The organism is Pseudomonas sp. N2-3-1-14, assembly GCF_041228395.1.
Classification (GTDB): domain Bacteria; phylum Pseudomonadota; class Gammaproteobacteria; order Pseudomonadales; family Pseudomonadaceae; genus Aquipseudomonas.
This window is the reverse complement of sequence record NZ_CP166199.1, coordinates 3660664-3673640: the sequence shown is the minus strand read 5'-3', so window position 1 is coordinate 3673640 and position 12977 is coordinate 3660664. Positions and strand designations below refer to the sequence as shown.

The window sequence follows — 12977 nt, the reverse complement described above, 5'->3', positions numbered from 1 at the left end:
ATGTCCGTTTCCGTTTCTAAATCCAAGTCTTCCCGTGGCCTGCTGTGGCTGATCGTGGGTGCGGCAGTGGTGGTTGTCATCGTCGGTGTCGGCATCGGCGTGCGCGCCAGTGAATCGCGCGACCTCAAGACCTGGACCGACGCCCAGGCGTTGCCCAGCGTCAACCTGATCAAGCCGGTGGTGCAAGCCCAGGGCCCGGTGCTCAACCTGCCGGGGCGGATGGAGGCGTATTCACGCGCGTCGATCTTCGCCCGGGTCAACGGCTACCTGAAATCCTGGAATGTCGACATCGGCACCCGCGTCAAAGCCGGGCAAGTGTTGGCTGAAATCGACACCCCGGAACTCGACCAGCAACTGCTGCAGGCCCGTGCCACGTTGGCCTCGGCCCAAGCCGATGAGCACCTCGCCGAAACCACCGCCAAACGCTGGCAGGCCATGCTGGCGAACGACTCGGTGTCGCGCCAGGACGTGGATGAACGCACCGGCGACCTGACCGCCAAGCAAGCCAAAGTGGCGGCGGCCAAGGCCAATGTTGACCAGCTGGTCGCAACCAAGGGCTTCCAGCATCTGGTCGCGCCGTTTGCCGGTGTGGTCACCGCGCGCAGCACTGACGTAGGTGCGTTGATCAGCGCGGGCGGGACCGCCGGCAAAGAGCTGTTTGCGGTGGCCGATGTCAGCCGCCTGCGCGTGTATGTGCAGGTGCCGCAAACCTTCTCGCCACAGATTCGCGAAGGCACCACCGCGCGCCTCAGCGTGCCGGAGTACCGCGGCGAAACCTTCACCGGCAAAGTGATTGCCACCGCCGATGCGGTCAACGCCGCCTCCGGCAGCACACTCGTGCAATTGCTGGTGGACAACCCCGGTGGCCGCTTGCTGCCCGGCGGCTACACCAGCGTGCAGTTTGACCTGCCGGTGCAGGCCGACGTCATCCGCGTGCCGTCCAGCGCCTTGGTGTTCGATGACAAGGGCATGCGCGTCGCGACCCTGGACGCCAACAACCATGTGCACTTCAAGACCGTCAGCATCGCTCGCGACTTTGGTGACAGCGTCGAAATCGCCAGCGGCCTGCAAGCCGCCGACCGCGTGATCGACACGCCGCCCGATGGCCTGGCTGATGATGATTCGGTGCAGCTGGCGGTCGCTGCCACTGAGGTCAAACCCCATGGCTAAGCGCAATGTGCTGGGTTTGATCGCCACGTTGAGCCTGGGCGCCTGCTCGTTGGCGCCACCGCTGAACGTGCCGCAAACACCGATGGCCGCGCAGTTTCACACCCAAGGGCCCTGGACGGTCGGCACGCCGAACGATCAGGCCAACCGGGATGGCTGGTGGCGCGTGTACAACGACCCGCAGCTGGATGCGATGCAGCAGCAGTTGCTGAAAAACAACGCCGACCTGAGCGCCGCGCTCGCGCATTACCAGCAATCTCAAGGGTTCCTGGCCCAGGACCGTTCGGGGCTGTTCCCGAAGATCTCGGCCATTGGCAACGGCCAGCGCATTCGCCAGTCAGACACCAAACCGTTGCGCTCGGCCACTTCACCGGATGTCTACAACTCCGCGACGCTGGGCCTTGAAGTCGACTATGAAGTCGACCTGTGGGGCCGCGTGCGCGACACCGTGGCCGCCGGCACCAGCGACTCGGATGCGGCCAAGGCAGACCTGGCGTCGGTACGCCTGAGCCTGCAGGCGCAACTGGCCGACAGCTACATCCGCCTGCGCGGTATCGATTGGCAGAACCAGTTGCTGGCGCAGACGCGCGACGCTTACGCCAAGGCCCTTGGCCTGACCGAAGGTTTGCATGGCGGCGGTATCGTCTCCGGCCTGGATGTGGCGCGGGCGCGTACGCAGTTGTCGACGGTTAAATCGCAGCTCAGCCAGAGCCAGGTGCAACGGGCGCTGCTGGAGCATTCGATAGCGGCGATGCTCGGTGAGTCGGCTTCCACTTATAGCGTCGCCGTGAACGTGGCGCCGATTGCCTTGCCGAACGTGCCGACCGGCGTGCCTTCCAGCCTGTTGCAGCGCCGGCCCGATATTGCGGCTGCCGAGCGTCGCATCGCTGCGGCCAATGCGCGGATTGGCGTCGCCAAGGCGGCGTGGTTCCCGCAGATCACGCTGAGCGCCCAAGGCGGTTATCAGAGTGACGAGTTTGCCCGCTTGCTCAGCGCGCCCAACCTGTTCTGGGCCATCGGCCCATCACTGGTGGGCACCCTGTTTGACGGCGGCGCGCGCCAGGCCCAGGTGGACATCGCCAAGGCCGCCACCGATGAAGCGGCGGCCAAATACCGGGGCGTGGTGTTGGGTGCGTTCGAGCAGGTGGAGGACAACCTGTCGCAAATCGCCGGCCTGGGCACGGCTCTGGATGATCAGCGTGATGCGGCGGCTGCAGCGCAATACGCCGAAGACCTGTCCACCTCACGTTATCGCCAGGGCGCCGTGGCATACCTGGATGTGGTGACGGCGCAAGTGGTGGCGCTGGAAGCCAAGCGCGGCGTGTTGCAATTGCAAACTCAGCAATTGAGCGCCAATGTGGGCCTGATCAAGGCGCTGGGCGGCGGATGGAACGTGGCTCAATTGGCTGCGTCGACCCCTGATGAAACCAAGGAGAAGTGAGCATGACCGAGTATGTACCCCCGAAAGTCTGGACCTGGGACACTGAAAGCGGCGGCACCTTTGCCAGTATCAACCGGCCTATCGCCGGTGCGACCCACGAGCAGGAATTGCCGGTTGGCAAGCACCCGTTGCAGCTGTATTCGCTGGCCACGCCCAATGGCCAGAAGGTCACGATCCTGCTGGAAGAGCTGTTGGCCCTGGGGCATGCCGGCGCGGAATACGACGCCTGGCTGATCAAGATCGGTGACGGTGATCAGTTTGGCAGCGGGTTTGTGGCGGTGAACCCGAATTCGAAGATCCCGGCGTTGCTGGACCGCAGTGGGGATACGCCGATTCGGGTGTTCGAATCGGGGGCGATATTGCAGTACCTGGCGCAGAAGTTTGGGGCGTTCTTTCCCGCTGAGCCGGCGGCGCGTGCGGAGTGTTTGTCGTGGTTGTTCTGGCAGATGGGCAGTGCGCCGTACCTGGGCGGCGGGTTTGGGCATTTTTATGCGTATGCGCCGAGCAAGATGGAGTACCCGATCAATCGGTTTGCCATGGAGACCAAACGCCAGCTGGATGTGCTGGATCAGCGGTTGGCAGTGAGTGAGTACATTGCCGGGGATGAGTACACCATTGCGGATATTGCGATCTGGCCTTGGTATGGCGGGTTGGTCAAAGGCCGGTTGTATGGAGAGTCGGCGCAGTTTTTGTCGGTGCATGAGTACAAGCATGTGCTGCGTTGGGCGAACGCGATTGAGGCGCGGCCGGCGGTGCAGCGGGGGCGCAGGGTGAATCGGGTTTCTGGGGAGGTTTCGGAGCAGCTGCGTGAGCGGCATGATGCGAGTGATTTGGACTGACTTTTTTTGGGTGGGGGAGTACATATCCGTTGCTGCGGTCACGGCGGCTGGCGGTTCCGCTCTTACAGCGGGTCACTTTTGGCAAACGCCCCAAAAGTAACCAAAAGGTCTTTGCCCCACCACTCGGCACCTCGCCTAGGCTCGGTGTGCCCTCACTCCGGCTTGAATCCGTGGGCCGCCGCGACGGGCCATCCATGGCCCAACGCGGCTAACCCGGCGTCCTGCCGGGTTACCCACGGATTCAAGCCTGCGTTCGGCCAGCGTGGTTGACGGGGCCTGTCAGATCACAAGCAAGATCAAAAGCAAAAGCACGGCGGCCTAGTAGCCGACCTGAGTGGTAGAAGCAAAAGCAGATCAACAGCAGATCAACACACCTCTATCTGATGCACAGAGCTCCAAATGTGGGAGCGAGTTCAGCCGCCAGCACATCACTGCTTTTGCTTTTCTGTGGGAGCTGGCTTGCCTGCGATGCAGACACCTCGGTGTATCAGTGACACCCAGCTGATGCCATCGCAGGCAAGCCAGCTCCCACATTTGATTGAGTTCAGCTTCCAGAATCAGGTCGGCTGTCAGGCCGCCTCGGCCGCGCTTTTGATCTAACCACTCAGGTCGGCTACTAGGCCGCCGTGCTTTGCTTTTGATTTTGATCTTAGGCGGCCCACGCTCCAAAGCCTGCGTGAGGGCACACCGAGCCCAAGCGAGGTACCAAGTGGTGGGGCAAGAGCCTTTTGGTTACTTTTGGGCCGACCGCCAGCCTGGGGCTTGGCTCCGCACGGCTTAACTCAAAAAGCCGGTGCTCACCGCCACGATCAGGAAAATCCCCAGCAGCGCGCGGTAGACCACGAACGGCCAGGTGGAGAACCGCTCCAGGAACTTCATCAGGCCCCAGATGGCGAAGAACGCCGAGACGCTGGCGACCACCAGCCCGAAGATCAAGTGCGACCAGGCATGGGCGGGCATGTCGGCGTGCAGCAGCACCCACAGTTCTTTCAAGCCGGCGAGGGCGATGGCCGGCAGGCCCAGCAGGAAGGAAAAGCGCGCAGCTTCTTCACGCTTGAAGTTCAGGAACAGCGCGGCGGTGAGTGTCGAACCGGAGCGCGACACCCCAGGAATCAGCGCGCTAATCTGCGCGATACCGACAATCAGCGCATCGCGCAGGCGCATTTCGCTCATCTCACGGGTGTGGCGCGCGCGCACTTCGGCCACTGCCAGCAATACCGCCATCACCACGCAGGCAATCCCGATCACCATCAGGCCGCGTAGCGGAGAGTTGCAGGTATTCAGGGTCGAAGACAGCGCCAGGCCGGCGATCCCAATCGGGATAGTGGCCAACACAATCGCCACGGCCAGTTTGAACCACCGGTCGTTGTAGTCGCCCCGGCGCACCGCACTGATGCTGCCGGTGGTCACTTGGCGCACGTCACGCCAGAAGTAACTGACCACCGCCGCCAGCGCCGCCAACTGCATGGCTGCGGAAAACGCCGAACCCGGGTCTTGCCAGCCGAGCAGGGCGGGCACCACTCGCATGTGGGCTGTGGACGACACCGGCAACAGCTCGGTAATGCCCTGGATGACGCCCAGGATGAAGATCTGCAGGTAGTCCAGAGAGGCAAAGCCCACATCCAGGCCGGCGGAACAGACGTTTGTCACAATACGTGTCCTTGAAAAAGGGGCTTTAGAAGAAGCAGTAGGCGAAGTTTATTCTAAATGTTTCAGGATATTGGACGCGGAGTAGCAAATCCGCAATCGGTTCAGCAAACAGAAAGGTTATGCAATGTATTGGCGTGTGTATCACTTTTGTGAACAATGGGGCTTTGCGTATTTTCACCGAGAGCCCAATGCCTGAAACCACCGTCGAATTGATCCAGACCGGCCCCGATGCGTCTGAGCTGATCCGTAATCTTTACCAGTACTATGCCTATGAGTCGTCAGACTGGGAGCAGGAAGATGTGGAGTCGGATGGCCGTTTCTATATCCATGACGAGCACCTGACCCGCTACTGGCAAGACCCGCAATGGAGCGCCAACCTGCTGCTGGTGGATGGCTACATCGCCGGCTTCCTGCTGATCGAAGGCAGCGAGCTGCCGGGCATCGACGCACTGGAACTGGCCGACCTGTTCATCCTCAAGCGCTACCGCCGCAAAGGCATTGGCCGCGCTATCGCCACCCAAGTGCTGCGCAGTGGCGAGACCAATTGGCTGGTGCGGTTCTACGATCAGGATGAAGTGTCCCAGGCGTTCTGGCGCGCGGTGCTCGATGACCTGCCGCGCCCGGTGCAACTGCTTGAGCTGGATGACGATCCGCAGTTGGTCAGTTATTTGATTACGCGGGCCGCGCTGCATTAAACACGATGTTGGACTTAGCCGGGCACGGCGGCACTTGGACTCGTCGGCCGGTTTCGCCCTGAATGGCACAGGCCCAAGGCCCGGCCTCTACTCTATTCGCAGCGCGTTTTGCCTGAATATCCGAAGGGCACGGTGACTCGCCGTGGCCTGGGTACGGGTAAAACAACCCAACAGCCAAAACCCTTATCACTGCCGCTAGGCTCCCGCGTTGAACAACACTTGCTGCATCGCCTGCGGCGGCTGCCCGAACGCGCGCAGAAACGCCTGGCGCATGCGCTCGCGGTCACCGAAGCCGGTTTCGCGGGCCACCACTTCGACCGGGTGGCGACTGGTTTCCCTCATCGCCCGGGCAGCTTCAACCCGCAGCGACTCGATGGCCTTGGCCGGCGTCTGCCCGGTTTCTTCGCGGAACACCCGGCTGAATTGGCGCGGGCTCAGCCGAGCCACCTCGGCCAGGGCTTCCACCGACAGGTCGTGGGTCAGGTTTTCGCGGGCATAGGCCAGGGCCAGTTGCACGCGGTCGGACTTGGGATCCAGTTCCAGTAACGCCGATAATTGCGATTGCTCACTGCCGCGGCGCTGGGCAATCACCAGCTTGCGGGCGATACGCCGGGCGAGGTCGCTGCCCAGGTCGGCTTCCACCATGGCCAACGCCAGGTCGACTCCGGCGCTCATGCCGGCGCCAGTCCAGACCTGGCCGTCAACCACGAACAGTTTGTCTTCTTCGAGCTGAATATCCGGGTAGCGCTTGCGAAACGCCGGCGCGTGAATCCAGTGGGTGGTGGTGCGCTTGCCTTCGAGCAAACCCGCTTCGGCCAGCACGAAAATGCCCATGCACAGCGAGGCCACGCGCCGCGACTGCGCAGAGGCGGCTTTGACCACTTCCAGCAGGTTGGCCTCGGGCAGGCGAAATTCCAGGTAGCCGCTGACGATCAGCGTGTCATAACCCTGTGGCCGAATCGGGCTGGTATTCACCGAAAAACCCTGGGAGGTCATGACGGCGCCGCCGCTCTCCGAGACCAGATGAAACTCATAAGCCGGTTCACCGCGCAGCAGGTTCGCGCACTCGAACACCGAACCCAGGCTGAGGCTCAGGGACTGGAAATTCGGGTAAACCATCAGCGCAACGCTGTGCATCGTCATTCTCCAAGGTGCGTGGGAGAGAGGATTGTCGACGGGTGCCAGGCAAACGGCAACCGACTTTGTGCCATGTCCGAAATCCTTGCGGATATGACATTGTTGAAGTTTTTCTCGACGCCTAACATCCCCTCAACGAACTAGACGACTGGTCTAATCGGGACGAGATGAATGATGACTAACGCGACTAATAGTACAAGGCAGACCATTCTGGATACGGCGCAATTGATTGTGAGCCGCAAAGGATTTTCTGCCGTGGGGTTGAACGAAATACTTCAAGCCGCCGATGTACCCAAGGGGTCGTTTTATCACTATTTCCATTCCAAAGATGCATTCGGCGTGGTCTTGCTCGACACCTATTTCGACCAATACCTCAAAGGCATGGAGCAACTGTTCCAGCAACCCGGGCTGCCCTGGGCCGCCAGGTTGATGCGCTATTGGCACACCTGGATCGACAACCAGACCGGCTGTACCGACGCGGGCAAATGCCTTGCCGTCAAACTTGGTGCCGAGGTGTCAGACCTTTCAGAGCCAATGCGTTTGTCCCTGCAGCGCGGCACCACACGCACCATCGCCTTGCTGGCCGAGGCCTTGCAGCACGGCATCCAGGACGGCTCGCTGGCGGTTCAGCAACACCCCGAAAGCCTGGCTCGGCGCTTGTACGCGCTGTGGTTGGGGACCAGCGTCATGAGCAAGATCACCCGAACATCCGCGCCTTTTGACGAGGCGCTGCTGCTGACCCGACAGTTATTGGGTTGCCCTGAACTGCTGATGCATACACCTACTGAAACCATCGATCGAGGCACTGGAAAATGAAAGTATTAATGGTACTGACCTCTCACGACCAGCTTGGCAATACCGGTCGTAAAACCGGCTTCTGGCTCGAAGAATTTGCGGCGCCCTATTACACCTTCAAAGACGCGGGTGCCGAACTGGTGCTGGCATCCCCGGCCGGCGGCCAGCCACCGCTGGACCCGGTCAGCGATCAGCCGGATGCACAGACCGAGCAAACCCGTCGCTTTGCTGGCGACCCGGCGGCCCAACAGGCCCTGGCCAGCACCGTCAAGCTGGACACGGTCAACGCCGACGACTTCGACACCGTGTTCTACCCAGGCGGCCATGGCCCGCTGTGGGACTTGGCCGAATCGCAAACGTCGATCGCACTGATCGAAGCGTTTGAGCGTGCCGGCAAGCCGATCGGTTTTGTCTGCCATGCGCCGGGCGCTCTGCGTCATGTCAAGGCCGTGAATGGCGAGCCGCTGGTCAAGGGCCGTCGTGTTACCGGTTTTTCCAACGCTGAAGAAGCTGCGGTTGGCCTGACCGATGTGGTGCCGTTCCTGATTGAAGATGATTTCAAGGCGCTCGGCGGCCACTATGCAAAGGGCGCTGATTGGCAGTCCTTTGTGCTCGAAGACGGCTTGCTGGTGACCGGGCAGAACCCTGCCAGTTCCAGTGCTGTGGCCAAGGCCCTGCTCACACTCACCGCCTGAATTAATCACACACGTTATTGATTGGCGGCTCCTTGGAGCCGCCAATGCTTTTGCTCGCCCTGAATTTGGAAATTTCACATGACTCATCATTTAAATACCCCGGTAAAACTGGGCCATCACACGCTCAATAACCGTGTTGTCTTGCCGCCTCTGACGCGTCAACGCAGCGCGCAACCCGGCGATATCGCCACCGACCTGATGGCCGAGTATTACCGCCAGCGCGCCACGGCCGGTTTCATGGTCAGCGAAGGCACGCAGATCGAACCGCGCGGCCAGGGCTACGCCTGGACGCCGGGTATCTACAGCCCGGCGCAGATCGACGGCTGGCGCAAAGTCACCGACGCCGTGCATGCCGAAGGTGGCGTGATCTTCGCCCAACTGTGGCATGTGGGGCGTGTGTCCCATAACGCGCTGCAACCGGAGGGCGCCGCACCGGTCGCGCCGTCGGCCATTGCGGCGGAGCAGGCAAAAGCCTTTATCGAAACCGGGCCTGGCGTCGGCGAGCTGATGCAGCCGCCCGTGCCGCGTGCGTTGAGCCGGCTGGAAATTGAAGAGCTGGTAGGGCACTACGCACAGGCGGCGCGCAATGCGTTGGACGCCGGTTTTGATGGGGTGGAAATCCACGCCGCCAATGGTTACCTGGTCAACCAGTTCATCTCCGCCCACGCCAACCAGCGTGATGACGAATACGGCGGCTCGCTGCACAACCGCCTGCGCTTTCTGCGCGAGATCGTCGAGGCCGTGACCGCCGTGGTCGGCCCGCAGCGCCTGGGTGTGCGTTTTTCTCCGCTGTTCAGCGGCACGGATCAGGACCGCGTGTACATCGGCCTGGTCGAGGAAGATCCGCATCACACCTACATTGAAGCGATCAAGGTGCTCGAGGCATCGGGCATTGCCTATGTGTCTATCGCCGAGGCTGACTGGGACAACGCTCCCGACCTGCCCGAAACTTTCCGTCAGGCGGTGCGCAGCACGTTCAGCGGGCGCATCATCTACGCCGGTCGCTACACCGCTGAGCGCGGGGCAAAATTGGTGGAGGCGGGGCTGGCAGACTTGATTGCCTTCGGCCGTCCGTTCATTGCCAACCCGGACCTGCCGCAGCGACTGTTCAACGGCTGGCCGCTGAACCCGTTGCGGGCGCAGGGCATGTACGGCGGCTCGGAAGAGGGCTACACCGATTACCCGGCGTTCGCCGAGTAACTAGTCGATGCCCCGGCACAGATCCGTTGTCGGGGCCGTCGAGCAGTGGCGCGGCGGTGAAGGCGGTGGGGCAGGCAACAACATGTTGACCGTGCCGCCGCCGTCGCAGCCTCGCTGGGGCTCTACAGCTGCCAGCGTTGATCTTCAGCGGCGCGGATGAGCGTCATTCCACGCGCAACACAATCTTGCCAATGTGATCGCCGCCTTCCATCCGCGCATGGGCCTGGGCGGCGTCGGTGTATTCGTACACCTTGTCGATCATCGGCAGGCAGCGTCCGGCGGACAGCACCGGCCACACGTATTCGCGCAGCTGTTCGGCAATGGCAGCCTTTTCGTCCTTGGTGCGCGCGCGCAGCAAGGAGCCGGTGATCACGGCGCGCTTGCCGAGGATGGTCAGCAGGTCGACGTCATTGGCCTTGCCGCCGCCGAGGAAGCCGAGCATCACCAGGTGCCCGTCCATGGCCAGGGACTTGAGGTTATTGTTCAGGTACGAGGCGCCCATGATGTCGAGGATCACATTCACGCCCTTGTTGTCGGTCTTCTGCGCGATGACCTCGGCGAAGTCCTGCTCGCGGTAGTTGATCGGCTCGGCGCCCAGCTTGGCGATCGCCGCACATTTGTCGGCGCTGCCGGCGGTGGCGAACGCCTGGATACCGTATTCGCGGCACAGCATCAACGCGGTGGTACCGATGCCGCTGGTGCCGCCGTGGATCAGCACGCTCTGGCCGGTATGAGCGTCACCCAGGCCAAACAGGTTGGCCCAGACGGTGAAGAAGGTTTCCGGCACGGCGGCGGCTTGAATCCAGTCCATGCCATCCGGAATCGGCAAGGCCTGGCTGGCAGGCACCGCGCAAAATTGTGCATACCCACCGCCGTTGGTCAGGGCACACACCTTGTCACCCAGCGCGTACTCGCTGACACCTTCGCCCAATGCAACCACCTCACCCGCCACTTCCAAGCCTGGAATGGGGCTCATACCGGGTTTCATCGGGTACTTGCCGGCGCGCTGCAACGCATCCGGGCGGTTGACGCCGGCCGCGTGCACGCGAATCAGGATTTCACCGGGACCTGCCACGGGCACATCGGCCCGGCGCGGTTGCAGGACCTCGGGGCCGCCAGGGGCGGTGATTTCGATCAGGGTCATTTCTTTTGGCAGTGACATGTGCGATTACCTGAAACGATGAGCGTATGACTTGGGACCGCGTCGGGCAGTCGCCGGTTCAGCCGCATCATACCCAGGGTCAGCACCTGTCGAAAAAAAAGCCGGGCAAGCCCGGCAAAATAAGGAGAGGGTGATTCACTCGCTTCAGCGATTGAGGAACGCCAACAAGTCTTCGTTCAACTGCTGGGTGTGGGTGGCGGCAAAACCGTGCGGCGCATCCTTGTACACCTTCAACTGCGCGCCCTTGATCATCTCGGCCGCGACTTTACCGGTGGTTTCGAACGGTACGACCTGGTCGCCGTCACCGTGGATCACCAGGGTGGGCACCTCGATCTTGGCCATGTCCGGGCGGAAGTCGGTCTCGGAGAACACGGTGACACAATCCACGGTCGATTTAAGCGACGCCAGCAACGCGACCTGCAAGGTCTGCGTCAGCACGCCCTGGGAGACTTTCTGGCCCTTGTTGATGCCATAGAACGAGGCATTGAAGTCGCTGATAAATTGCGCGCGATCCTTCAGCAGCCCGGCCTTGATGCCATCAAACACCGCGGTAGGCACGCCCTGCGGGTAATCCGGTTTTTGGCCGAAGATCGGCGTGACGGCGCCCAGCAGCACGAGGCCGGCCAAACGCGAGTTGCCGTGGCGAGCGATGTAGCGGGCCACATCGCCGCCGCCCATCGAGAAGCCCACCAGGGTCACGTCCTTGAGGTCCAGGTGTTCGATCAGTTGGGCGATATCGTCGGCGAAGGTGTCGTAGTCGTTACCGGTCCACGGCTGGTCCGAGCGGCCAAAACCCCGGCGGTCGAAGGCGATGGTGCGAAAGCCACGGCTGCTCAGGTATTCCATCTGGTATTCCCACATGTCGGCATCCAGAGGCCAGCCGTGGCTGAACAGCACGGGCTTACCGCTGCCCCAATCCTTGAAATAAATCTGGGTACCGTCTTTGGCAACGAATGTGCTCATGGAAAACTCCTTGGGGTCAGGGGGCAAAAGCTCAGTCTCACTATCGCGTTAAACCGGCCCAGGGGCTTGTACGGATGTGCTCGGTTGAACGCTTGCGCGTCTGCGTTGGTCCACTGACCTCTACCGTCAGTTCAACAGGTGAACCAAATGGCCAAGACTTACAGCTACGCCGCTCGGGATTCCAAGGATGCACTCAAGCCTTTTACCTTCGAGCGCCGCGCGCCGGGGTCGGACGACGTCCAGATCGATATTCTCTATTGCGGCGTGTGCCACTCCGACTTGCACACCGCGCGTAACGAATGGCACAACACCTTGTACCCGTCGGTGCCCGGCCATGAAATCGTCGGCCGCGTCACGGCCGTCGGTGCCAACGTGAAAAAATTCAAGGTCGGTGACCTGGCCGGTGTCGGTTGTATGGTCGACAGCTGCCAGCACTGCGCATCCTGCGCCGAGGGCGAGGAGCAATATTGCGAGAACGGCTTTACCGGTACCTACAATGGCCCGGTGTTCGGCGGCGAAAATACCTTTGGCGGCTACTCGGACAATATCGTGGTCAAGGAGAAGTTCGTGCTGCGCATCTCCCACGATGATTCGAACCTGGCGGCCGTAGCGCCGCTGCTGTGCGCCGGCATTACCACTTACTCGCCGTTGCACCACTGGAAGGTGGGGCCCGGCAAAAAAGTCGGGGTCGTCGGCCTCGGCGGGCTAGGGCATATGGCGGTGAAGATCGCGCATGCCATGGGCGCGCATGTCACGCTGTTCACCACCTCGCCGAACAAGCGCGAAGACGGCCTGCGCCTGGGTGCCGACCAAGTGGTGGTGTCGAAGAACCCGGACGAGATGGCCAAGGTCGTCAACAGCCTGGACTTCATCCTCAACACCGTTGCCGCGCCGCACGACCTCGATGCGTTCCTCAATCTGCTCAAGCGCGATGGCACCATGACGCTGGTCGGCGCACCCGACAGCCCGCATCCGTCGCCGACGGTGTTCAACCTGATCTTCAAACGCCGCAGCCTGGCCGGCTCGTTGATTGGTGGCATCCAGGAAACCCAGGACATGCTGGACTTCTGCGCCAAGCACAAGATTGTCTCGGACATCGAGATGATCGACATCCAGGGCATCAACGAGGCGTACGAGCGGATGCTCAAGGGCGATGTGAAGTATCGCTTTGTGATTGATATGGAGAGCTTGAAGAAGGAAAGTCACGCGGCTTGAAACGCTGCAGACCTACTG

Annotated in this window: 12 protein-coding genes; 8 read left to right on the top strand and 4 right to left on the bottom strand. The window is 61.7% G+C overall.

Annotated elements, in window-relative coordinates; all coding sequences use genetic code 11:
• From AB5I78_RS16820 to yghU, 3 genes are read left to right on the top strand one after another with little or no spacing between them, the layout of a single operon-like run.
• Positions 1 to 1170, top strand: a complete 1170-nt coding sequence (locus tag AB5I78_RS16820) for an efflux RND transporter periplasmic adaptor subunit (RefSeq protein ID WP_145164863.1) — start codon at positions 1 to 3, stop codon at positions 1168 to 1170.
• A complete protein-coding gene (locus tag AB5I78_RS16815; protein ID WP_369302972.1) occupies positions 1163 to 2608 on the top strand; it encodes an efflux transporter outer membrane subunit in 1446 nt (481 codons plus the stop codon). Before AB5I78_RS16820 ends, AB5I78_RS16815 begins: the two co-directional genes overlap by 8 nt.
• A gap of 2 nt (positions 2609 to 2610) precedes the next feature.
• Positions 2611 to 3447 carry a glutathione-dependent disulfide-bond oxidoreductase gene (gene yghU, locus AB5I78_RS16810; RefSeq protein WP_369302971.1) on the top strand — a complete coding sequence of 279 codons (837 nt, stop codon included), beginning with the start codon at positions 2611 to 2613 and terminating at the stop codon, positions 3445 to 3447.
• A 777-nt stretch (positions 3448 to 4224) separates the two neighbouring features.
• Here yghU and AB5I78_RS16805 read toward each other — a convergent pair.
• Positions 4225 to 5097: an undecaprenyl-diphosphate phosphatase gene (locus AB5I78_RS16805; RefSeq protein WP_369302077.1), complete on the bottom strand. Its 873-nt coding sequence runs from the start codon at positions 5095 to 5097 to the stop codon at positions 4225 to 4227.
• Between the two features lie 188 nt (positions 5098 to 5285).
• Here AB5I78_RS16805 and AB5I78_RS16800 point away from each other — a divergent pair, with 188 nt between their 5' ends.
• Complete coding sequence (locus AB5I78_RS16800; RefSeq protein WP_145164879.1) at positions 5286 to 5792, top strand: GNAT family N-acetyltransferase; 507 nt, start codon at positions 5286 to 5288, stop codon at positions 5790 to 5792.
• Positions 5793 to 5987: 195 nt separating this feature from the next.
• On the opposite strand, the gene AB5I78_RS16795 is transcribed toward AB5I78_RS16800, so the two are convergent.
• Positions 5988 to 6929 (bottom strand): GlxA family transcriptional regulator, encoded by a 942-nt coding sequence (locus tag AB5I78_RS16795; RefSeq protein ID WP_369302076.1) that lies wholly within the window; start codon positions 6927 to 6929, stop codon positions 5988 to 5990.
• 174 nt (positions 6930 to 7103) lie between these two features.
• Here AB5I78_RS16795 and AB5I78_RS16790 point away from each other — a divergent pair, with 174 nt between their 5' ends.
• From AB5I78_RS16790 to AB5I78_RS16780, 3 genes are all read left to right on the top strand, one after another.
• Positions 7104 to 7745 (top strand): TetR/AcrR family transcriptional regulator, encoded by a 642-nt coding sequence (locus AB5I78_RS16790; protein ID WP_242198505.1) that lies wholly within the window; start codon positions 7104 to 7106, stop codon positions 7743 to 7745.
• Complete coding sequence (locus AB5I78_RS16785; protein WP_369302075.1) at positions 7742 to 8419, top strand: type 1 glutamine amidotransferase domain-containing protein; 678 nt, start codon at positions 7742 to 7744, stop codon at positions 8417 to 8419. Before AB5I78_RS16790 ends, AB5I78_RS16785 begins: the two co-directional genes overlap by 4 nt.
• Positions 8420 to 8497: 78 nt before the next feature.
• The gene (locus AB5I78_RS16780) at positions 8498 to 9619 is read left to right on the top strand and encodes an alkene reductase (RefSeq protein WP_145164887.1); all 1122 of its coding nucleotides are present in this window, start codon (positions 8498 to 8500) and stop codon (positions 9617 to 9619) included.
• 163 nt (positions 9620 to 9782) lie between these two features.
• On the opposite strand, the gene AB5I78_RS16775 is transcribed toward AB5I78_RS16780, so the two are convergent.
• Together AB5I78_RS16775 and AB5I78_RS16770 are read right to left on the bottom strand one after the other, a co-directional pair.
• Positions 9783 to 10781, bottom strand: a complete 999-nt coding sequence (locus AB5I78_RS16775; protein ID WP_242198502.1) for an NAD(P)H-quinone oxidoreductase — start codon at positions 10779 to 10781, stop codon at positions 9783 to 9785.
• A gap of 144 nt (positions 10782 to 10925) precedes the next feature.
• On the bottom strand, positions 10926 to 11744 hold the full coding sequence (locus AB5I78_RS16770; RefSeq protein ID WP_369302074.1) for an alpha/beta fold hydrolase: 819 nt from the start codon (positions 11742 to 11744) through the stop codon (positions 10926 to 10928).
• A 147-nt stretch (positions 11745 to 11891) separates the two neighbouring features.
• Between AB5I78_RS16770 and AB5I78_RS16765 the strand changes: the two genes are divergently transcribed.
• Positions 11892 to 12959: an NAD(P)-dependent alcohol dehydrogenase gene (locus AB5I78_RS16765; RefSeq protein ID WP_145164893.1), complete on the top strand. Its 1068-nt coding sequence runs from the start codon at positions 11892 to 11894 to the stop codon at positions 12957 to 12959.
• The last annotated feature ends 18 nt before the right edge of the window (positions 12960 to 12977 follow it).